Consider the following 20,134-nt stretch of genomic DNA (forward strand, 5'->3'; position numbering starts at 1 on the left):
GACAGAATCGGATCACAATGTCATCTCGCAAATTCGGCCTCAACCTGGTGGTGGTCCTGGCCATCGCCGCGCTGTTCACCGGGTTCTGGGCACTCATCAACCGTCCGGTCTCCGCGCCTGCCTGGCCGGAACAGATCTCCGGCTTCTCGTACTCGCCCTTCCGCCTTGGGGAGAGCCCGCAAAAAGGTCAGTACCCCAGCGATGACGAGATGCGCCAGGACCTGGAGCAGCTGAACAAGCTCACCGACAACATCCGCATCTATACCGTCGAGGGCACTCAGGCCAAGATCCCCCGGCTGGCCGAGGAGTTCGGCCTGCGGGTGACCTTGGGCATCTGGATCAGCAAGGACCTGGAGCGCAACGAACGCGAGATCGAAAAAGGCATCGAGCTGGCCAACCACTCACGCAGTGTGGTGCGGGTGGTGGTCGGCAACGAAGCGCTGTTCCGCGAAGAAGTCACGCCCGAGGCGCTGATCCAGTACCTCGATCGCGTGCGCGCCGCCGTCAAGGTACCGGTCACCACCAGCGAGCAGTGGCACATCTGGAAGGAACACCCGGAACTGGCCAGCCACGTCGACCTGATCGCCGCGCACATCCTGCCGTACTGGGAGTTCGTGCCAATGAAGGACTCGGTGCAGTTCGTCCTCGACCGCGCCCGCGAGCTACGCCACCAGTTCTCGCACAAGCCGCTGCTGCTGTCGGAAGTCGGCTGGCCGAGCAACGGCCGCATGCGCGGCGGCGCCGACGCCACCCAGGCCGACCAGGCCATCTACCTGCGCACCCTGGTCAACACCCTGAACCGACGGGGCTACAACTACTTCGTCATCGAGGCCTACGACCAGCCGTGGAAGGCCAACGACGAAGGTTCGGTAGGCGCCTACTGGGGCGTGTACAACGCCGAGCGCCAGCAGAAGTTCAACTTCGAGGGGCCGGTGGTGGCGATCCCGCAGTGGCGGGCCCTGGCGGTCGCTTCGGTGGTCCTGGCGATGATCGCCCTGGCCGTGCTGCTGATCGACGGCTCGGCCTTGCGCCAGCGCGGCCGCACCTTCCTCACCTTCATCACCTTCCTGTGCGGGTCGGTGCTGGTGTGGATCGCCTATGACTACAGCCAGCAATACAGCACCTGGTTCAGCCTGACCGTCGGCGTGTTGCTGGCGCTCGGCGCGCTGGGCGTGTTCATCGTGTTGATGACCGAGGCCCACGAACTGGCCGAGGCCGTCTGGATCCACAAGCGCCGCCGCGAATTCCTGCCGGTGCAGGGCGACAGCGCCTACCGGCCCAAGGTGTCAGTGCATGTGCCGTGCTACAACGAGCCACCGGAGATGGTCAAGCAGACCCTCGACGCCCTCGCCGCGCTGGATTACCCGGACTATGAAGTGCTGGTGATCGACAACAACACCAAGGACCCGGCCGTATGGGAGCCACTCAAGGCCCACTGCGAGAAGCTTGGCGAGCGTTTCAAGTTCTTCCATGTCGCGCCCCTGGCCGGCTTCAAGGGCGGCGCGCTGAACTACCTGATCCCGCATACTGCCAAGGACGCTGAAGTGATCGCGGTAATCGACTCGGACTACTGCGTCGACCGTAACTGGCTCAAGCACATGGTGCCGCACTTCGCCGACCCGAAGATCGCTGTGGTGCAGTCGCCGCAGGACTACCGCGACCAGCACGAAAGCGCCTTCAAGAAGCTCTGCTACAGCGAATACAAAGGCTTCTTCCACATTGGCATGGTTACCCGCAACGACCGTGATGCGATCATTCAGCACGGCACCATGACCATGACCCGGCGCAGTGTGCTGGAAGCGCTGGGCTGGGCCGAGTGGTGCATCTGCGAAGACGCCGAGCTGGGCCTGCGGGTATTCGAGAAAGGCCTGTCGGCCGCCTACGCCCATAACAGCTACGGCAAAGGCCTGATGCCCGATACCTTCATCGACTTCAAGAAGCAGCGTTTCCGCTGGGCCTATGGCGCCATCCAGATCATCAAGCACCACGCCAGCGCCCTGCTGCGCGGCAAGGGCAGCGAGCTGACCCGTGGCCAGCGCTATCACTTCCTGGCCGGCTGGCTGCCGTGGGTCGCCGACGGCATGAACATCTTCTTCACGGTCGGCGCGCTGTTGTGGTCGGCAGCGATGATCATCGTCCCGCACCGGGTCGACCCGCCGCTGATGATCTTTGCCATTCCGCCGCTGGCGCTGTTCTTCTTCAAGGTCGGCAAGATCATCTTCCTCTACCGCCGTGCGGTGGGGGTGAACCTCAAGGATGCCTTTGCTGCGGCACTGGCGGGGCTGGCGCTGTCGCATACCATTGCCAAGGCGGTGCTTTACGGCTTCTTCACCAGCAGCATGCCGTTCTTCCGCACACCGAAGAACGCCGACAGCCATGGCTTGCTGGTGGCGATTTCCGAAGCCCGGGAAGAGCTGTTCATCATGTTGCTGCTGTGGGGCGCGGCACTGGGCATATTCCTGGTGCAGGGGCTGCCGAGTTCGGACATGCGCTTCTGGGTGGCGATGCTGCTGGTGCAGTCGTTGCCGTATGTGGCGGCGTTGGTGATGGCATTTCTGTCGTCGCTGCCCAAGCCTGCGCAGAAGGCCGCCGAGCCGCAGCAGGCTTGAGATCTTGGGGGCGCTTTGCGCCCCTTTCGCGACACAAGGCCGCTCCTACAGGAGACCGCGTGCTTCTGTAGGAGCGGCCTTGTGTCGCGAAAGGGCCGCAAAGCGGCTCCATTGGCCTGACGGTTTGATATAAGATAACGCCCCTCAGATTTCCCCGCCTCGCCTTGCCCCGGAGTCCCCCATGACGGCCCCTGCCGAGCTCTCGCCCACCCTTCAACTGGCCTGCGACCTGATCCGTCGCCCCTCGGTCACCCCCGTCGACGCCGACTGCCAGGCGCAGATGATGAACCGCCTGGGCGCCGTGGGCTTCCAGCTGGAGCCGATGCGTTTCGAAGACGTCGATAACTTCTGGGCTACCCACGGTACCCAGGATGGCCCGGTGCTGTGCTTTGCCGGCCATACCGACGTGGTCCCCACCGGCCCGGTGCAGCAGTGGCAACATGAGCCATTCGAGGCGCTGATCGACGCCGACGGCATGCTCTGCGGCCGCGGCGCCGCCGACATGAAAGGCAGCCTGGCCTCGATGGTGATTGCCAGCGAGCGCTTCGTGCAGGACTACCCGAACCACCGGGGCAAGGTCGCCTTCCTGATCACCAGCGACGAGGAGGGCCCGGCGCACCACGGCACCAAGGCCGTGGTCGAGCGCCTGAAGGCACGCAACGAGCGCCTGGACTGGTGCATCGTCGGCGAGCCATCGAGCACCACCCTGCTCGGTGACGTGGTCAAGAACGGCCGTCGCGGCTCGCTCGGTGCCAAGCTGACCGTGCGCGGCAAGCAAGGCCATGTGGCCTACCCGCACCTGGCTCGCAACCCGATCCACCTGGCCGCCCCGGCCTTGGCGGAACTGGCAGCCGAGCACTGGGATGAAGGCAACGCGTTCTTCCCGCCGACCAGCTTCCAGATCTCCAACCTCAACGCCGGCACCGGCGCCACCAATGTGGTCCCGGGTGAGCTGACCGCACTGTTCAACTTCCGCTTCTCCACCGAGTCGACCGTCGAAGGGCTGCAGGCACGGGTTTCGGCGATCCTCGACAAGCACGAGCTGGACTGGTCGGTCGACTGGGCGCTGTCGGGCCTGCCGTTCCTCACCGAGCCGGGCGAACTGCTCGACGCGGTGTCGGCCAGCATCAAGGGCGTCACTGGCCGCGACACCCAACCGTCGACCAGCGGCGGCACCTCCGATGGCCGCTTCATTGCCACCATGGGCACCCAAGTAGTCGAACTCGGCCCGGTCAACGCCACCATCCACCAGGTCGACGAGCGGATCCTGGCCAGCGACCTCGACCTGCTGACCGAAATCTACTACCAGACCCTGGTCCGGTTGCTCGCCTGATGCTCGCCTGCCCCCTCTGCCAGGCAGCCTTGTCGCGGCTCGACAACGGCGTGGTGTGCCCGGCCGGCCACCGCTTCGACCGCGCCCGCCAGGGTTACCTGAACCTGCTGCCGGTGCAGCACAAGAACAGCCGTGACCCAGGTGACAACCAGGCCATGGTCGAAGCCCGTCGCGACTTCCTCGACGGCGGCCACTATGCCCCGGTGGCCCAGCGCCTGGCCGAGCTTGCCGCCGAGCGCCAACCCGGCGCCTGGCTGGACATCGGTTGCGGGGAGGGTTACTACACCGCGCAGATCGCCCAGGCCCTGCCGAGCGCCGATGGCTATGCCCTGGACATCTCCCGCGAGGCGGTCAAGCGTGCCTGCCGCCGTGCGCCCGAGGTGACCTGGATGGTCGCCAGCATGGCTCGCGTGCCGCTGGCCGATGCCAGCTGCCAGTTCATCGCCAGCGTGTTCAGCCCGCTGGACTGGGACGAGGCCAAGCGCCTGCTCAGCCCCGGTGGCGGCCTGATGCGCGTGGGCCCGACCAGCGGCCACCTCATGGAGCTGCGCGAAGTGCTCTACGATGAAGTGCGCCCCTACGCCGACGACAAGCACCTGGCCCTGGTGCCCGAAGGCATGGCCCACGCCCACAGCGAAACCCTCGAGTTCCGCCTGAGCCTGGTCCAACCCAAGGCCCGTGCCGACCTGCTGGCGATGACCCCGCACGGCTGGCGCGCCAGCGCCGAAAAGCGCGCCCGGGTGATCGACCAGCCCGAGCCGTTCGAGGTGACGGTTTCCATGCGTTATGACTTTTTCGTGCGCCAACACTGAGCACACCCGGAGCCCTTATGCGCCAACCCGATATCGAGATCTACCTGAAGGACGCCGACGTCGACCACAAGCAGATTGCCGAATGGCTCAGCCAGGCAATCGGCCCATGCAGCGAATGGAAGCAGAAAGGTCAGACCTTCAAGTGCCAGGCCGGTAACATTCCGGTCACCTGGTTACCCAAGGCTGTAGGGAAATGGAACAGCCTCTACCTGGAAAGCGACCAGACCCCATGGGCCGATGACGTTGCCTGCGCCCGCGCCGCGTTCGCCGCGCTGAACGTCGAGGTGCGTTGCGCGCCGGGTGGCTGGGTCGAGGAAGATGGTGAGGACGATGCCGATCGCTGGGTCCGCATCAGCGCCGACGGTGAAGAGGAAATCACCTGGCGTACTTCTTGAGCTGCAAGAAAGGTTGCATCAGGCTGCAAGCACACGGTCGCTTGCAGCTTGAAGCCTACAGCTAGAGGCTCAGAGCCCGACTACGTCTTCGGCTTGCAGGCCTTTCTGGCCCTGCACGCAGGCGTATTCCACCCGCTGCCCTTCGACCAGGGTACGATGCCCCTCACCGCGGATCGCCCGATAGTGGACGAATACATCCGCACCACCTTCGCGCTGAATGAAGCCATAACCTTTGGCATCGTTGAACCACTTAACATTCCCAGTCTCACGAGACGACATCTGAACTACTCCGGATTTTTATTGTGAAGATCGCCTTGTAGACACAGGGTGTCCTCCCTATGTCGACGCCGCTTGCCGAAATATCCTGCAAGTGGCAGGCCGAGTATATGACACAGAACAAAAAATTTTCATGACCGTCGCGCTATTTACCGAATTTTGCTGAACTTGCGCCGATACGGCAGACTAAACGACTGTCCATTCTCTGAAATTCATTCCCAGGGCACTCACCCCATGACCCGTTCCCCCCTGCGCCGCCTGATCTTCGGCGCCCTGCGTCGCCTGATGTACCTGTGGGTGCGCTCCGAGACCATCAACCAGTCGTCCCTGACCCTCAAGCTCGACCGCAGCCGCCCGGTGTTCTACGCCCTGCCGTCACCATCGCTCACCGACCTGGTGGTGCTCGACCGTGAATGCACCAAAGCGGGGCTGCCGCGCCCGGTGCTACCGGTGGCCGTCGGCTCGCTGCAGGAACCTGCCGCGTTCTTCTACCTGACGCCGGACCCGGACTGGCTCGGCCGCCACGACAAGCGCGGCGCACCGCCGACCCTGGAGCGCCTGGTCGCCGCCATCAGCCAGCACGCCGAGGAAGACGCACAGATCATTCCGGTCAGCGTGTTCTGGGGGCAGACGCCGGCCAGCGAGAACAGCCCGTGGAAATTGCTGTTCGCCGACAGCTGGGCCGTGACCGGGCGCCTGCGCCGGCTGTTGACCGTGTTGATCCTGGGGCGCAAGACCCGCGTGCAGTTCTCCGCGCCGATCCACCTGCGCGAACTGGTGCAGCACAACAAGGGGCACGAGCGTACCGTGCGCATGGCCCAGCGCCTGATGCGCGTGCACTTTCGCAACCTCAAGACCGCCGTAATCGGCCCCGACCTCTCGCACCGTCGCAACCTGGTCAAGGGCCTGGTGCATGCGCCCCTGGTCCGCCAGGCCATCGCCGACGAAGCCCAGCGCGAGAACATGCCCATGGCCAAGGCCGAAGCCCAGGCGCTGCGCTACGGCAACGAGATCGCTTCGGACTACACCTATACTGCGATCCGCTTCCTGGAAGTGGTGCTGAGCTGGTTCTGGAACAAGATCTACGACGGCATCAAGGTCAACCACATCGAGCAGGTACAAGGCATCGCCCCAGGGCACGAAGTGATCTACGTACCCTGCCATCGTAGCCACATCGATTACCTGCTGCTGTCGTACCTGCTGTTCCGCAATGGCCTGACGCCGCCGCACATCGCCGCCGGCATCAACCTCAACATGCCGGTGATTGGTGGCCTGCTGCGCCGCGGCGGGGCCTTCTTCATGCGCCGCACGTTCAAGGGCAACCCGCTGTACACCGCGGTGTTCAATGAATACCTGCACACTTTGTTCACCAAGGGTTTCCCGGTCGAATACTTCGTCGAAGGTGGCCGTTCGCGCACCGGGCGCATGCTGCAGCCGCGTACCGGGATGCTGGCAATCACCCTGCGCAGCTTCCTGCGCTCTTCGCGCACACCGATCGTCTTCGTGCCGGTGTATATCGGCTACGAGCGGGTGCTCGAAGGCCGTACCTACCTCGGCGAACTGCGTGGCGCGAGCAAGAAGAAGGAGTCGATCTTCGACATTTTCAAGGTCTTCGGCGCATTGAAGCAGCGCTTCGGCCAGGTCTACGTCAACTTTGGCGAACCCATCCGCCTGGCCGGCTTCCTCGATGAGCAGCAGCCCGGCTGGCGCGAGCAGGAACTGGGACCACAGTTCCGCCCGGCCTGGCTGAACGAAACCACCACCCGCCTGGGCGAAACCGTAGCCCGTCACCTCAACGAGGCGGCAGCGGTCAACCCGGTCAACCTGGTAGCCCTGGCCTTGCTCTCTACCAGCCGCCTGGCGCTGGACGAGCGTGCCCTGGCCCGTGTGCTCGACCTGTACCTGGCCTTGCTGCGCCGGGTGCCCTACTCCGCGCATACTACCCTGCCCGAAGGCGACGGCCAGGCGCTGATCGAGCACGTACGCGGCATGAACCTGCTGGCGGAGCAGAAGGACGCCCTGGGCCGCATCCTGTACCTGGATGAAGCCAACGCGGTGTTGATGACCTATTACCGCAACAATGTCCTGCACATCTTCGCCCTGCCCGCGCTGCTGGCGAGCTTCTTCCTCAGCAGCTCGCGCATGAGCCGCGAATTGCTCGGCCAGTACGTGCATGCGCTGTACCCGTACCTGCAGGCCGAGCTGTTCCTGCGCTGGAGCCCGGAGCAACTGGACGAGGTGATCGACCAGTGGCTGGCAGCGCTGGTCGAGCAAGGCCTGCTGCGCCAGGAGAACGACCTGTACCTGCGCCCGGCGCCGAGCTCACGCCTGTTCGTGCTGCTGACCCTGCTCGCCCGCACCATTACCCAGACGTTGCAGCGCTTCTACATGGCCACTTCGCTGCTGCTCAACAGCGGTCAGAACACCTTGAACGCCGAAGAGCTGGAAGACCTGTGCGTGATGATGGCCCAGCGCCTGTCGATCCTGCATGGCCTGAATGCGCCGGAGTTCTTCGACAAAACCTTGTTCCGCCACTTCATCCAGACCCTGCTCGAACAAGGTGTGCTACGCCCCGATGGCAACGGCAAGCTGGGTTATCACGACAGGCTCGGCGAACTGGCAGAAGGTGTGGCCAAGCGGGTGCTGTCGGCAGAGTTGCGCCTGTCGATTCGCCAGGTGGCGCTGCACCGTGACGAACCGGCAGATATCGTCCAAGGGTAGATTTTCGCTCTGAATGGCTTCTTGAGGGAGGTTCAGTATCCGCGTGCTGGCCCTGTACTAATCTCAAGGAGTCTCTAGATGGCACAACTGAAATGGTTTGACGTTGAAATAGTGTCTAGCGGTAGCAACCAGCTTCCCCCTTCCGGCCTGGTAGAACTGAGCCTGGAAGACGTTTCGCTGGCAGATGCCCCTTCTGTCAGCATTGCCAAATTGCAGTTGCGGTGTGGCGGCGTGATGCCAATCAACATGCAACTGCCTTTCGACATGAGTCAGATCAGCCCCGCGCACAGCTATGCATTAGCCGCACGCATCCAGGCGGGTGACACATTGCTGTACATCAATACCCAGGCGCATTTCGTCGAACCGAATACCGCCCTCACCGCGCAACGCGTTACGGTCGACAAAGTCCAGGACATTGAGATCTGCGTCCAGCCCCCACGTGAGGGCAATGACCGCATGGATTGACCATGCAGGCAGGAAATCCGCTAAAGTCCCTGAGGTTGGCCACAAGCCAACTTCAAGGACACCGGAGATTCCATGAAAAAGCTCTTTATGCTGTGTTGCGCATCCCTGCTCGCAGCCTGTTCCAGCCATACCCCTTCCACCCAGGCTAGCCTGGATGGCGAAGTCTTCTACCTGCAGCGCATCGCCCTGCCGCCTGCCGCCACCTTGAGCGTCGAGTTGCAGGACGTTTCGCTGATGGACGCCCCCGCCGTGACCCTGGCCCGCCAGGCCGGCCCGGTCAAAGGCAACGTGCCGCTGCCGTTCCACCTCATCTACGACCCGGCCCAGGTCAAGCCCGGCCACCGCTATGCGGTCAGCGCGCGGATCGAGCTGGACGGCAAGCTGCTGTTCATCAACACCGAACACCACGGCGTCGCACTCGACGGCAGCGACCAGCAGCCGGTACGGGTCAAAGTCGACCCGGTGCGCTGAGCCCGCCCCACTTCATCGATAAGGAAATAACCATGATTCGCGCCTCCCTGCGCTTCTCTACCCTGTGCGCCGGCCTGCTGCTGTCGGCCAGCGCCCTGGCTCTGTCGCTTGGCGACCTGAGCCAGTCCGACGCCACCGGCGGCCTAAAGGACGCCCTCACCCAGGGTGCGCAAATTGCCGTCAAGCAGTTGAGCACGCCAGGTGGTTTCAGCAACAACCCCGATGTGCGCATCGAGCTGCCGGGCAACCTCGGCAAAGCTGCCAAGGCCATGAAGATGTTCGGCAAGGGTGACCAGGTCGATGCCCTGGAAACCAGCATGAACAAGGCCGCCGAAGCTGCCGTGCCGCAGGCTCAGGCGATTCTGGTGGATGCCGTGAAGAAGATGACCGTGACCGATGCCAAGGGCATCCTCAGCGGTGGTCAGGATTCGGCCACCCAATACCTGAACAAGAGCAGCCGCGAGCAGATCCGAGCCAAGTTCCTGCCGATCGTCAAGCAGGCTACCGACAAGGTCGGTGTCGCCCAGCAGTACAATGCATTTGCCGGTCAGGCCAAGGGCCTGGGGTTGATCAAGGATGACGCCAATATCGAGAACTACGTGACCGAGAAGGCGCTGGATGGCCTGTTCGAGATGATTGCCAAGCAGGAAGAAAGCATTCGCCAGAACCCGGCACAGGCAGCCACCAGCCTGGCCAAGAAGGTCTTCGGCGCGCTCTGAGGCCTCTGGGGCTGCTTTGCAGCCCTTTCCGACCGGTCCGGCGTCCCGGCAAGGCCGCTCCTACAGGGAAACGCGATCACCTGTAGGAGCGGCCTTGTGTCGCGAATGGAGGGCGAAGCCCTCCCCTGCAATGTTCAGCCTTTCTTCACCCTGAACCACGCCGCATACAACGCCGGCAAGAACAGCAAAGTCAATGCCGTGGCCACGATCAACCCGCCCATGATCGCCACCGCCATCGGCCCGTAGAACACACTCCGCGACAACGGAATCATCGCCAGCACCGCCGCCAGCGCGGTCAGCACGATCGGCCGGAAGCGCCGCACCGTGGCCTCGATGATCGCCTGCCAGCGGTCCAGCCCGGAAGCGATATCCTGCTCGATCTGGTCCACCAGGATCACCGAGTTGCGCATGATCATCCCCGCCAAGGCAATGGTGCCAAGCATGGCGACAAAGCCGAAGGGCTGGCGGAACACCAGCAGGAACAAGGTCACGCCGATCAGCCCCAACGGCGCGGTGAGGAACACCATCACCGTGCGCGAGAAGCTGCGCAGCTGGATCATCAACAGGCTCAGCACCACTACGATGAACAGTGGCATGCCGGCGTTCACCGACTTCTGCCCGCGCTCGGAATCTTCCACCGTGCCGCCCACTTCCAGCAGGTAGCCATCCGGCAGCTTGGCCTTGATCTCCTGCAAGGTCGGCAGGATCTGCTTCACCAGCGTCGCCGGCTGCTCCTTGTCGTAGATGTCGGCACGCACGGTCACCGTCGGCAGGCGGTTGCGGTGCCAGATGATGCCCTCCTCGAAGCCATACTCCAAGGTCGCCACCTGCGACAGCGCCACGCTCTGGCCATTGCTGGTGGGCAGCGCCAGGCTGCCGAGGCTGCCCAGTTCGCCACGCTCCTGCTGGGTGCCGCGCAAGAGGATCTCGATCAGTTCGTTGTCCTCGCGGTACTGGCTGACCGTGGTGCCGGTCAGCGAGCTCTGCAAGAAGCTCGACAGCTGCGCAGTGCTTACGCCGAGGGCGCGGGCGCGGTCCTGGTCTATCTCCAGGAACACCGCCTTGCTCGGCTCCTCCCAGTCCAGGTGCACGTTGACCACATGCGGGTTCTCGCGCACCTTGTCGGCCACCTCGCGGGCCAGGGCACGGGCCTTCTCGATATGCTCGCCGGTGACCCGGAACTGCACCGGGTAGCCCACGGGCGGGCCGTTCTCCAGGCGCGTGACGCGAGCACGAAGGTCGGGGAACTGCTGGTCGACGGTGCCGATCAACCAGCTGCGCAGGCGCTCGCGGTCTTCCATCGACCTGGCCAGCACTACGAACTGGGCGAAGCTGGCGGCCGGCAGCTGCTGGTCCAGCGGCAGGTAGAAGCGTGGCGAACCGGTGCCCACGTAGGCGACGTAATTGTCGATGCCGTCCTGCTGCTTGAGCAGCGCTTCCAGTTGCTTGACCCGCTCGGCGGTATTGGCCAGCGAGGCGCCTTCGGCGAGCTTCAGGTCGACCATCAGCTCCGGTCGCCCTGAAGCCGGGAAGAACTGCTGCGGCACGAAACGGAACAGCACAATGCTGCCGACAAAGGCGGCGATGGTCAGCAGGATCACCGTCTTGCGCCGCCGTACGCACCACTCCACCACACGCCGTACGCGCTGGTAGAACGGCGTGCCGTAAGGGTCCTGCGCGTGCGCGCCGTTGCCATGGCGGGCAGCATGCAGCTTGGCCAGGTCCGGTAGCAGCCGTTCGCCCAGGTAAGGCACGAAGACCACCGCCGCGACCCACGAGGTCAACAGCGCGATGGTCACCACCTGGAAAATCGAGCGGGTATATTCGCCAGTGCTCGAAGCCGCCGTGGCGATCGGCAGGAAGCCCGCAGCCGTGATCAGCGTACCGGTGAGCATTGGGAACGCCGTGCTGGTCCAGGCGTAGCTGGCGGCCTTGAGGCGGTCGTAGCCCTGCTCCATCTTGATCGCCATCATCTCCACGGCGATGATCGCGTCGTCCACCAGCAGGCCCAGCGCCAGCACCAGCGCGCCGAGCGAGATCTTGTGCAGGCCGATGCCGAAGTAGTGCATGCTGGCGAACGTCATGGCCAGCACCAGCGGAATGGCCAAAGCCACCACCAGGCCGGTGCGCAGGCCGAGGGAGAAGAAACTCACCAGCAGCACGATCACCAACGCCTCGACCAGCACCTGGACGAACTCGCCTACCCCGGCCTTGACTGCCGCCGGCTGGTCGGAGACCTTGCGCAGCTCCATGCCCGCCGGCAGGTTGCGCGCCAGGCGTTCGAACTCGTCTTCGAGTGCCTTGCCGAGTACCAGAATGTCGCCGCCATCCTTCATCGACACCGCCAGGCCAATGGCGTCCTCGCCCATGAAGCGCATGCGCGGTGCGGGTGGGTCGTTGAAGCCACGGTGCACGTCGGCCACGTCGCCAATGCGGAAGGTGCGGTCGCCGACCCGGATGGGGAACTGGCGGATGTGGTCAACGCTGTCGAAGTGACCGCTCACCCGCAGTTGCAAGCGTTCACTGGAGGTCTCGAAAAAGCCCGCGGTACTGACCGCGTTCTGCTCGCGCAAGGCTTGCTGCACGGCCTCCAGTGGTACGCCCAGGGTAGCCAGCTTGAGGTTGGACAGCTCGATCCAGACCTTTTCGTCCTGCAGGCCGATCAGCTCGACCTTGCCCACGTCCCTGACCCGCTGCAGCTGGATCTGGATGCGGTCGGCGTAGTCCTTGAGCACCGCATAGTCGAAGCCGGCGCCAGTCAGCGCGTAGATATTGCCGAAGGTGGTACCGAACTCGTCGTTGAAGAACGGGCCCTGGATTTCCGGCGGCAAGGTGTGGCGGATGTCAGCCACCTTCTTGCGAATCTGGTACCACAGCTCGGGAATGTCCTTGGAGTGCAGCGAGTCGCGGGCCATGAAGGTCACCTGCGACTCACCCGGGCGCGAGAACGAGACGATCCTCTCGTACTCACCAGTCTCCATCAGCTTCTTCTCGATGCGCTCGGTGACCTGGCGCGAGACCTCCTCGGCTGTGGCGCCCGGCCACAGGGTACGAATGACCATGGCCTTGAAGGTGAACGGCGGGTCTTCACTCTGCCCCAGCTTGGTGTAGGACATGGCGCCAATGGCAGCCAGCAGAAACATCAGGAACAGCACAATCTGGCGGTTACGCAACGCCCATGCGGAAAGGTTGAAACCCATCGGGACTTACTCCTTGGCCGTCAGGTTCACCACACGGTTGGTGCGGTCCACCGGCCGCACCTCCTGCCCTTCGCGCAACACATGGCCACCGGCAGCGACCACCCAGTCGCCCGGCGCCAGGCCTTCGAGCACCGGCACGGTTTCACTGCCATAAGGCCCCAGGCGCACCACGGCGCGCTCCAGGCGGCTTTCCTTGTTGACGCGCCAGACATACGCCTGGCCGTTCTCGGCGGTGACGGCCGACAGCGGCACGGCAAGCGGAATCACCCCGTCATGGGCAATGAATACCCGCGCACTCTGGCCGAGTTCGGCCGGCACCTTGGCCGAGGTGAAGGCAATCCGTGCGGCGAAGGTCCTTGAACGCGGGTCAGCGGCAGGTGACAGCTCGCGAATGCGCCCCTGGAAGCGTTCGTTGGGGTGCGACCACAACTCGACGCTGACAGCCTGGCCCACGGCAAAACGGGAGAACTGCTGTTCCGGCAGGCCGATGGCAACTTCACGCTCACCGTCGGCGGCGAGCGTGAACACGGTCTGCCCAGCCGCGACCACCTGGCCGACTTCAACCTGACGTTTGGCGATGACACCGGCCTGCGGTGCACGCAGCACGGCGTAATCCGCCTGGTTGCCGGCCACGTCGAATTCGGCCTTGGCCTGCTTCAGGCGGGCAAGGCCTGCGCGGTAGAGGTTTTCCGCGTTGTCGTACTGGGAATGGCTGACCATTTGCCGGTCGAGCAGCTTCTGGTAGCGGTCGCGCTCGGTGCGCACCAGCGCCAGGTTGGCCTCGGCCGCCGCCAGCTGGGCACGGTTGGCTTCCAGCTGCAGGCGCACGTCCTGTGGGTCCAGTTCGGCCAGCGGCTGCTCGGCCCTGACCCGCTGCCCTTCCTCCACCAGGCGCTTGCTGACCTTGCCGCCGATGCGGAAGGCCAGCTCCGGCTCGAAGCGCGCACGCACTTCGCCGGGGTAACTGTCGGCAGCGGCTTCGGCCGGCTGCGGCTGCACCACCAGGGCCGGGCGCGGCACGGCGGGTGGAGCGGCTTCCTGACCGCAGGCGGCCAGCATCAGCGCGGCAGCGGCGGGCAGAACGAGGGAAAAGGCATGACGCAGCATGATGAATCCTTTCGCGAAGTGCACATCGAATATTTATACTGGCGAGTATATTAAATCAGGGAACCGGGGCCGGGAAGCTGCCGTCGGAAAGAAAAATCAACATTAACCAGGGTCGCCACCTGCAGCCGGGAGCCGTCCGAGCCGGTAAGATGGGCGCCCCCTCAAACGAATGCGGATTCCAATGTCCAACGACGCACCCAACGGCCCGGGCCGGCCCAAGGACCTGGCCAAGCGCGAGGCCATCCTCGAAGCGGCCAAGGCCCTGTTCCTCAGCCTTGGCTATGCCAACACCAGCATGGATGCGGTCGCTGCGGCGGCAGGTGTTTCAAAACTCACGGTCTACAGCCATTTCACCGACAAGCAGACGCTGTTCGGCTCCGCAGTCATGGCGACCTGCCAGAACCAGCTGCCTGACTTGCTTTTCGAGTACCCCGAAGGGGCGGCGGTGGAGGAAGTGTTGCTGACTATCGGTCGCAGCTTTCAGGCGCTGATCAGCAGCGACGAGGCGGTCAAGCTCTGCCGCCTGATCATGGCCCAGGGCAGCCAGGATCCGGGGTTTGGCGCGTACTTCTATGAAGCCGGGCCGAAGCGGCTGCTGATGGGGATGGAGGCACTCCTGCGCAAGATCGATGGGTCCGGGCTGCTGCGGATTGCCAATCCGTTGCAGGCGGCCGAGCACTTCTTCAGCCTGGTCAAGGGCGCGCCGGATTTCCGCTTGCTGCTGGGCTGTGCCGGGCCGCTGGAGGGCGATGAGGCCGAGGCCCATGTGCGCGAGGTGGTGGCATTGTTTATCCGGGCGTTCAAGGCCTGAGTCAGCCTGTGCTGGCCTCTTCGCGGCTAAAGCCGCTCCCACAGGGATATCACAGGTTCTGAAAACTGTGCGATACCTGTGGGAGCGGCTTTAGCCGGGAAGAGGCCGGCGCAGGTAATCAAGCTTTCAGGGCCTTCTTCGGGTAGATGTCATACCGGCTCGATTTGCCTTCCAGGCTATGGCTCGGCTTCGGCCCATCAATGATCGGCGCCTTGCGCGGCCGTTTCACCACCACCCGGTGGCTGGCCAGCGCCAGGGCGGCTTCGAGCAGGGCCGGGGCATCCAGGTCATCACCGACCAAGGGCCGGAACACACGCATTTCCTTCTTCACCAGCGCGCTCTTGTCACGGTGCGGGAACATCGGGTCAAGGTAGATCACCTGCGGCGCCTCGCCTTCCCAACTGCGCATGCGCTCGATGGCGTTGCCGGTCAGCAGGCGCATGCGCCCGACTATCGGCCCCACTTCTTCATCCACGCGGGCTCGCGCCAAGCCGTCTTCCAGCAATGCGGCAATCAGCGGCTGGCGTTCGATCAAGGTCATCTGGCAACCCAGGCTGGCCAGCACGAACGCATCCTTGCCCAGCCCCGCCGTGGCATCCAGCACCTGCGGCCGCACACCTTGGGCGATGCCCACTGCCTTGGCAATCATCTGCCCGTTGCCCCCGCCAAACTGGCGCCGGTGCGCGGCCTGGCCTTCGACGAAGTCCACCCGCACCGGCCCCGGAGCCTGCGGCCCCAACTGCTGGATCTGCAAGCCATCCATGCCTACCTGCACAGCAAACGCGGCCGTATCATCCTGCAGTGGCAGCGCCAGGCGCTCGGCCCATAGTGCGGCTTGCGCCTCGAACTCGGCCGTCAGCGCCTCGACCCGGATACCTGTGCCCTGCTCTTCCATCATTCACACCTAGAAATTGAACCCTGCCCCTCATGTATCGGCCGCCACGGCCGATACAGGCAATATTCCGCTATTCTGCCAGAGCACAGCGCGCACGACTGCCATGACAGATACTCTTCCCATCGGCTTGACCTACTTGTCGCCTGTCGGCAACTACGGTCGGCAGAATACCCAGGCACTCGGGGGCGTAAGCCACCTGTGGCAGGATTTCTTTGCCCGCGCCATGGCCGAGCAGCAAGCGGAAGAACCCGACAGGGTCAGCCAGGCCATGGTCCAGTACGACCAGGCCAGCGGCGAGCCGATCGGCGGGGCCAAGGCCCTGGCCCTGATCGAAACCCAGCGCACCTGCCCGGTACAGGACACCATCGTCGCACCGCCCGAGCCACTGTTCCTGCCCAAGGCGGAATTGCAGGCCAACCTGCTGGCGCCGGCGCCCGAGCCGTTCAGCGCCGCCGAGATGATCCAGCAACAGCGCCAGCTCGACCTCAGCAACAGCTGGCTGCGCCCGGTGGTGATGAGCCAGGGCCACCCGCTCCCCGAACCAGGCCCGGGCCCTTCTCCGCGCCCGCTGCACCTGCCGATCGCCGAATTCGAAGTGAACCTGCTCGACCCTGCGCCAGAACCGTACGACGAAGCGACCATGGCCAAGCAGCAGCACGACCTTGAGTTCGACATGCACTGGGCGCGCCCGGTAGTGCTGAACAACGTTCGCGTCCACGCCTGAGATCAGCGACAGACCTGCCAACGCCCCATGTCCAGATGAAAGTGATTGTGGTGGGCCGCGTTGTAGTCCGGTCCCAGCACGGTGTTGAAACTGTCGCAGGCCGCTTGCCGCACCTGCCTCAGAAATTCACCCTTCTGCCCGCCCGCCTGCCAGTCCCGCGCCAGCAAGACGCGCTGACCGTCTTGCAGACGAAAGCCGCTGATATCCAACGCGTTGGCCGTAGCGTGCTGGCTCAGACGCCCTTGCTTGCGGTTGTAGACATTGCGGCAGGCAAAGCTGCCCAAGTGATCCACTTGCACCACAGGCTGGCCAAATACCCCCTGCGCAGCAGGCTGCAGCCCATGCCGCTCGAACAACGCATAGGCGACCGCCAACGGGCAACTGGCCAGAAAGCTGCTGCTCAAGCGAACGTCCCCTCGCTCGATACGCCACACGTTCTGCAGCGGGCAGCTGGCCGATGACGGGCTGTCGACCTGCGCCCGGTAATGCAGCCCGGACGTCTCCAGGGCCTGGCGGCACAAGCCTGGGTCGTTGCGCAGCCGCGACAGCTTGTAACTCGTCAGCCAGTTCGGCGGCTGGCGCACATCCAGCGCCGCCCACGGGTTCCAGGTGTCCGCAAGGCGCCAGCCGAATTGCCAGGCCAGGCCCGCCATCACCAACAGCAGGCCGCATAGCACCATCACGGCGCGCATGGCGCCTCAGCGACGGAACAGGTCGTTGAGCTGGGCGAACGGCAAGGCCTGCTCACCGTAACTGAATGTGCCCTGATCACGAATCTCCAGGGCGGCACGCTGCAACGCGCCGAGTGCTGCCCGGGCCAACGATGAACCGACACTGATACGGCGCACGCCCAAGTCCTGCAGCTGGTTGACGCTCAACGGCACGCCCGCCAGCCCCATCAGCACGTTGACTGGCTTCGGCGCCACGGCCTGCACCACCGCTCGCACCTCATCGACACTGCGCAATCCCGGCGCGTAGAGCACATCGGCACCCGCCTCGGCAAAGGCCTGCAGGCGCAGGATGGTATCGTCAAGGTCCATGCGCCCATGCAGCAGGTTTTCCGCACGGGCACATAGGGTGAAGGGGAATGGCAGGCTGCGCGCGGCCTGCACCGCAGCTCGGACCCTCGCTACAGCCAGCTCGAAGTCATATATTGGCGCCTCTGGCCGGCCGCTGGCATCTTCGATCGAACCGCCGACCAGTCCCGTCCCAGCAGCACGCAGGAGGGTCTGGGCGCAGTCCTCCGGCAGGTCGCCAAAGCCATTCTCCAAGTCAGCAGCCACCGGCAAGGGCGTGGCATCGACGATCAGCCCGGCGTTAGCCAATGTCTCATCCAGGCTCAAGGCACCCTCGGCATCCGGTCGTCCGAGGCTGAAAGCCAGACCGGCACTGGTGGTAGCCAGCGCTTCGAAACCGAGGCTTGCCAACAGCTTGGCGGAGCCGGCGTCCCAGGGGTTGGGCATGACGAAGGCGCCATCACGCTCGTGCAGTGCCTTGAAGGCTTCGGCTCGCAGGGTCTGTACATCCATGATCACAACCTCCGGGGTCAGGGAAGGGTCAGAGTAGCCCCAGTTGTTCGACCTCAGGGGCGCGCGGCAATTCAGGTAATGCGGGCAAGCCTGGCAGACGCGCCATCAGTCGTTGGTGAAAACGCTGGGCCAGCGCGGCAGCCAGACGGTTGTCGGACGTATGCAGGAACACATAAGGACTGCGCCCCTCCTCGATCCAGGCGGCGACCTTGTCTACCCAGGGCGCGAGGAACGTGTCGTTGGCTTCAAGCTGCGGATGGCCGATGAAGCGCACCTGCGGGTACTGGCTGAAGGCTGCGGGACGCGGTGGCACCTTGGGCTTTTTCGACTGTGCATGCAGCACTGCCGGGTCACGCGAGGTGCAACTGAACAGGGCGCGGGGGTCAAGGCAGATGCGCTCGACGCCGCGTTCGTGGAGCAGGCGGTTGAGCAGCCGTTCTTCCTCGCCCTTGGCGAAAAACGCCGGGTGACGCACTTCCACCGCCACCGGCACAGCGATCTCGTCGAGGAAGTGGCACAGCTCGCCCAGTCGTGCGGGGCTGAACAGGGGCGGCAACTGCAGCCAGTACGGCGAGACCCGCTGGCCCAATGGCGCCATCAGGCGGGTGAAGTCAAAGGCAGACTCCAGCTGATCACGCAGGTCACCTGCGTGGCTGATATCACCAGGGAACTTGGCGGTGAAACGAAAGTGCGCGGGCATGACCTGCGCCCAGCGGGCGACAGTGCCGGGTGCCGGCCGGGCATAGAACGTGGTGTTGCCCTCGACGGCGTTGAATACCCGGCTGTAGTAGCCAAGCATTTCATGGGTGGTGGCGTCGGCGGGATACAGGTACTCGCGCCAGGCGTTCTCGCTCCAGGACGGGCAACCTACGAAATAAGGAAAAGGTGACGGAATCATCCGTCAAATGTACAGGTCGAGCCCCAGTACTTCCATGTCCCAGTCGGTAAAACCGGCCGTGCTGAGGTAACTGGCCAACGCGGTAGCAGTGCGCCGGTCACGGGCGCGGGGGAACACCATGTCCTGCTGACGAGCCGGCAAGCCCGCCGGACGACGACGCGCAGCAGCCTCCTGAGTGACTTCGCTCTCCTCGATCAGCTCGGCATCATCGACGCTCTCGTCGCGCACCGCTGCTTTGCGCGGCGCACGCTTGATCGGGTAGGACTGCGAGGAAAAACCGTCGATACGCATGGAGTGAGCACTCAGGACCAATGATGGCAATCTAGCAGCATCAGGATTGCGTCGCTAATGCTCGAGTGATAACTGGACCACAGATTGCGCCTAAAGGTTTTATCGCCAACCGCGATAACCGACGAACAGCACTCAGCGCGCCTTTGGCGTAGCCACATTATCGCGCAAGTAAACCGGTTGCGCCTGTTCGGCGGCGATTGCCTCGCCACGGCCCCAGGCGAAGCTGGCCAGGCTGAGAATATCCAAGGCACCTGGCAAAGCTGAAGCGTTCGTGGCGCTGGCCTGCACCGCCAGGCGTTCGGCATAGCTCCAGCCAGTACCGGCACCGAACCAGTCACCGCTGCTGCCTGCCGGCACGGCTACGCGCTCGGGCGGGAGCACGGCTTCCAGCCCTTGCAGGCGCATCTCGCCGGCTTCGGCCTTGTAGCAACCCCAATACACTTCATCCATGCGCGCGTCGATGGCCGCAGCCACCTGCTGCACGCCATGCTCGCGCAACGCGCCCTGAGCCAGCGCGGCCAGGTTGGACACCGGCAGCACCGGGCGCTCCAGCGCAAACGCCAGGCCCTGCACCACACCGATGGCGATGCGCACCCCGGTGAACGCGCCCGGGCCACGGCCGAAGGCGATGGCATCCAGAGCATTCAGCGCCACACCGGAGTCTGCCAGCAGCTGCTTGATCATCGGCAGCAGCTTCTGCGCATGCATGCGCGGGATCACCTCGTAATGGCTGGTTACCTTGCCGTCATGCAGCAGCGCAACGGAACAGGCTTCGGTGGCGGTATCCAGGGCCAGCAGGGTGGTCATCGAACAGGTATCCAGGTGCTAGGGGAAAAGAGCGGCAGTATAGAGCAGCTGCGGTCCCTGTGGGAGCGGCC

General features: G+C 64.3%; 19 protein-coding genes. 10 read left to right on the top strand and 9 right to left on the bottom strand.

Features of this window, described 5'->3' with window-relative positions; translation table 11 throughout:
* The first annotated feature begins 17 nt into the window (after positions 1-17).
* The 4 genes from APH33_RS12210 (at position 18) to APH33_RS12225 (ending at position 5,149) form a co-directional block, all read left to right on the top strand.
* Entirely contained in the window at positions 18-2,609 is a 2,592-nt protein-coding gene (locus tag APH33_RS12210) for a glycosyltransferase (RefSeq protein ID WP_054885384.1), read from the top strand.
* A 181-nt stretch (positions 2,610-2,790) separates the two neighbouring features.
* On the top strand, positions 2,791-3,942 hold the full coding sequence (gene dapE, locus APH33_RS12215) for a succinyl-diaminopimelate desuccinylase (RefSeq protein ID WP_054885385.1): 1,152 nt from the start codon (positions 2,791-2,793) through the stop codon (positions 3,940-3,942).
* Positions 3,942-4,754 carry a putative RNA methyltransferase gene (locus APH33_RS12220; protein ID WP_054885386.1) on the top strand — a complete coding sequence of 271 codons (813 nt, stop codon included), beginning with the start codon at positions 3,942-3,944 and terminating at the stop codon, positions 4,752-4,754. The genes dapE and APH33_RS12220 overlap by 1 nt, the downstream gene beginning before the upstream one ends.
* Positions 4,755-4,771: 17 nt before the next feature.
* A complete protein-coding gene (locus tag APH33_RS12225; RefSeq protein ID WP_054885387.1) occupies positions 4,772-5,149 on the top strand; it encodes a hypothetical protein in 378 nt (125 codons plus the stop codon).
* A gap of 69 nt (positions 5,150-5,218) precedes the next feature.
* Here the strand turns inward: APH33_RS12225 and APH33_RS12230 are convergent, their stop codons facing one another.
* Positions 5,219-5,428 carry a cold-shock protein gene (locus tag APH33_RS12230; RefSeq protein ID WP_003252255.1) on the bottom strand — a complete coding sequence of 70 codons (210 nt, stop codon included), beginning with the start codon at positions 5,426-5,428 and terminating at the stop codon, positions 5,219-5,221.
* A gap of 231 nt (positions 5,429-5,659) precedes the next feature.
* Between APH33_RS12230 and plsB the strand changes: the two genes are divergently transcribed.
* The 4 genes from plsB to APH33_RS12250 all read left to right on the top strand — a co-directional run bounded on the left by plsB (position 5,660) and on the right by APH33_RS12250 (position 9,801).
* Complete coding sequence (gene plsB, locus APH33_RS12235; protein ID WP_054885388.1) at positions 5,660-8,146, top strand: glycerol-3-phosphate 1-O-acyltransferase PlsB; 2,487 nt, start codon at positions 5,660-5,662, stop codon at positions 8,144-8,146.
* 78 nt (positions 8,147-8,224) lie between these two features.
* Positions 8,225-8,611 carry a YbaY family lipoprotein gene (locus tag APH33_RS12240; protein WP_054885389.1) on the top strand — a complete coding sequence of 129 codons (387 nt, stop codon included), beginning with the start codon at positions 8,225-8,227 and terminating at the stop codon, positions 8,609-8,611.
* Positions 8,612-8,683: 72 nt separating this feature from the next.
* Complete coding sequence (locus tag APH33_RS12245; protein ID WP_054885390.1) at positions 8,684-9,082, top strand: YbaY family lipoprotein; 399 nt, start codon at positions 8,684-8,686, stop codon at positions 9,080-9,082.
* A 32-nt stretch (positions 9,083-9,114) separates the two neighbouring features.
* Complete coding sequence (locus tag APH33_RS12250; RefSeq protein ID WP_054885391.1) at positions 9,115-9,801, top strand: DUF4197 domain-containing protein; 687 nt, start codon at positions 9,115-9,117, stop codon at positions 9,799-9,801.
* Between the two features lie 134 nt (positions 9,802-9,935).
* Here the strand turns inward: APH33_RS12250 and APH33_RS12255 are convergent, their stop codons facing one another.
* Both APH33_RS12255 and APH33_RS12260 read right to left on the bottom strand, forming a co-directional pair.
* Complete coding sequence (locus APH33_RS12255; protein WP_054885392.1) at positions 9,936-13,001, bottom strand: efflux RND transporter permease subunit; 3,066 nt, start codon at positions 12,999-13,001, stop codon at positions 9,936-9,938.
* A gap of 6 nt (positions 13,002-13,007) precedes the next feature.
* Positions 13,008-14,108 carry an efflux RND transporter periplasmic adaptor subunit gene (locus APH33_RS12260; protein WP_054885393.1) on the bottom strand — a complete coding sequence of 367 codons (1,101 nt, stop codon included), beginning with the start codon at positions 14,106-14,108 and terminating at the stop codon, positions 13,008-13,010.
* A gap of 169 nt (positions 14,109-14,277) precedes the next feature.
* Between APH33_RS12260 and APH33_RS12265 the strand changes: the two genes are divergently transcribed.
* Complete coding sequence (locus APH33_RS12265; protein ID WP_054885394.1) at positions 14,278-14,919, top strand: TetR/AcrR family transcriptional regulator; 642 nt, start codon at positions 14,278-14,280, stop codon at positions 14,917-14,919.
* A gap of 118 nt (positions 14,920-15,037) precedes the next feature.
* On the opposite strand, the gene APH33_RS12270 is transcribed toward APH33_RS12265, so the two are convergent.
* Positions 15,038-15,814, bottom strand: coding sequence for a class I SAM-dependent methyltransferase (locus APH33_RS12270; protein ID WP_054885395.1), 777 nt, complete (start codon positions 15,812-15,814; stop codon positions 15,038-15,040).
* Positions 15,815-15,917: 103 nt separating this feature from the next.
* Between APH33_RS12270 and APH33_RS12275 the strand changes: the two genes are divergently transcribed.
* Positions 15,918-16,538 carry a hypothetical protein gene (locus tag APH33_RS12275; RefSeq protein WP_054885396.1) on the top strand — a complete coding sequence of 207 codons (621 nt, stop codon included), beginning with the start codon at positions 15,918-15,920 and terminating at the stop codon, positions 16,536-16,538.
* A gap of 2 nt (positions 16,539-16,540) precedes the next feature.
* On the opposite strand, the gene APH33_RS12280 is transcribed toward APH33_RS12275, so the two are convergent.
* From APH33_RS12280 to tsaB, 5 genes are all read right to left on the bottom strand, one after another.
* Entirely contained in the window at positions 16,541-17,230 is a 690-nt protein-coding gene (locus APH33_RS12280) for an extensin family protein (RefSeq protein WP_054885397.1), read from the bottom strand.
* 6 nt (positions 17,231-17,236) lie between these two features.
* Positions 17,237-18,067: an oxaloacetate decarboxylase gene (locus APH33_RS12285; RefSeq protein WP_054885398.1), complete on the bottom strand. Its 831-nt coding sequence runs from the start codon at positions 18,065-18,067 to the stop codon at positions 17,237-17,239.
* A 28-nt stretch (positions 18,068-18,095) separates the two neighbouring features.
* Entirely contained in the window at positions 18,096-18,965 is an 870-nt protein-coding gene (locus APH33_RS12290) for a DUF72 domain-containing protein (protein ID WP_054885399.1), read from the bottom strand.
* Between the two features lie 3 nt (positions 18,966-18,968).
* A complete protein-coding gene (locus APH33_RS12295) occupies positions 18,969-19,256 on the bottom strand; it encodes a hypothetical protein (protein WP_054885400.1) in 288 nt (95 codons plus the stop codon).
* Positions 19,257-19,388: 132 nt separating this feature from the next.
* Positions 19,389-20,063 carry a tRNA (adenosine(37)-N6)-threonylcarbamoyltransferase complex dimerization subunit type 1 TsaB gene (tsaB, locus tag APH33_RS12300; protein WP_054885401.1) on the bottom strand — a complete coding sequence of 225 codons (675 nt, stop codon included), beginning with the start codon at positions 20,061-20,063 and terminating at the stop codon, positions 19,389-19,391.
* Positions 20,064-20,134 lie beyond the last annotated feature (71 nt).

Source organism: Pseudomonas sp. NBRC 111130 (assembly GCF_001320485.1).
In the GTDB taxonomy this organism is placed as follows: domain Bacteria; phylum Pseudomonadota; class Gammaproteobacteria; order Pseudomonadales; family Pseudomonadaceae; genus Aquipseudomonas; species Aquipseudomonas vlassakiae.

What these genes read in the sequence shown, in the direction of transcription:
- APH33_RS12275 (WP_054885396.1), top strand. Translation starts at nt 15,918, where the DNA reads ATGACAGATACTCTTCCCATCGGCTTGACCTACTTGTCGCCTGTCGGC.
- APH33_RS12245 (WP_054885390.1), top strand. Translation starts at nt 8,684, where the DNA reads ATGAAAAAGCTCTTTATGCTGTGTTGCGCATCCCTGCTCGCAGCCTGT.
- APH33_RS12270 (WP_054885395.1), bottom strand. Translation starts at nt 15,814, where the DNA reads ATGGAAGAGCAGGGCACAGGTATCCGGGTCGAGGCGCTGACGGCCGAG.
- APH33_RS12295 (WP_054885400.1), bottom strand. Translation starts at nt 19,256, where the DNA reads ATGCGTATCGACGGTTTTTCCTCGCAGTCCTACCCGATCAAGCGTGCG.
- APH33_RS12285 (WP_054885398.1), bottom strand. Translation starts at nt 18,067, where the DNA reads ATGGATGTACAGACCCTGCGAGCCGAAGCCTTCAAGGCACTGCACGAG.
- APH33_RS12230 (WP_003252255.1), bottom strand. Translation starts at nt 5,428, where the DNA reads ATGTCGTCTCGTGAGACTGGGAATGTTAAGTGGTTCAACGATGCCAAA.
- APH33_RS12290 (WP_054885399.1), bottom strand. Translation starts at nt 18,965, where the DNA reads ATGATTCCGTCACCTTTTCCTTATTTCGTAGGTTGCCCGTCCTGGAGC.
- plsB (WP_054885388.1), top strand. Translation starts at nt 5,660, where the DNA reads ATGACCCGTTCCCCCCTGCGCCGCCTGATCTTCGGCGCCCTGCGTCGC.
- APH33_RS12240 (WP_054885389.1), top strand. Translation starts at nt 8,225, where the DNA reads ATGGCACAACTGAAATGGTTTGACGTTGAAATAGTGTCTAGCGGTAGC.
- APH33_RS12280 (WP_054885397.1), bottom strand. Translation starts at nt 17,230, where the DNA reads ATGCGCGCCGTGATGGTGCTATGCGGCCTGCTGTTGGTGATGGCGGGC.
- tsaB (WP_054885401.1), bottom strand. Translation starts at nt 20,063, where the DNA reads ATGACCACCCTGCTGGCCCTGGATACCGCCACCGAAGCCTGTTCCGTT.
- APH33_RS12265 (WP_054885394.1), top strand. Translation starts at nt 14,278, where the DNA reads ATGCGGATTCCAATGTCCAACGACGCACCCAACGGCCCGGGCCGGCCC.
- APH33_RS12225 (WP_054885387.1), top strand. Translation starts at nt 4,772, where the DNA reads ATGCGCCAACCCGATATCGAGATCTACCTGAAGGACGCCGACGTCGAC.
- dapE (WP_054885385.1), top strand. Translation starts at nt 2,791, where the DNA reads ATGACGGCCCCTGCCGAGCTCTCGCCCACCCTTCAACTGGCCTGCGAC.
- APH33_RS12260 (WP_054885393.1), bottom strand. Translation starts at nt 14,108, where the DNA reads ATGCTGCGTCATGCCTTTTCCCTCGTTCTGCCCGCCGCTGCCGCGCTG.
- APH33_RS12210 (WP_054885384.1), top strand. Translation starts at nt 18, where the DNA reads ATGTCATCTCGCAAATTCGGCCTCAACCTGGTGGTGGTCCTGGCCATC.
- APH33_RS12250 (WP_054885391.1), top strand. Translation starts at nt 9,115, where the DNA reads ATGATTCGCGCCTCCCTGCGCTTCTCTACCCTGTGCGCCGGCCTGCTG.
- APH33_RS12255 (WP_054885392.1), bottom strand. Translation starts at nt 13,001, where the DNA reads ATGGGTTTCAACCTTTCCGCATGGGCGTTGCGTAACCGCCAGATTGTG.
- APH33_RS12220 (WP_054885386.1), top strand. Translation starts at nt 3,942, where the DNA reads ATGCTCGCCTGCCCCCTCTGCCAGGCAGCCTTGTCGCGGCTCGACAAC.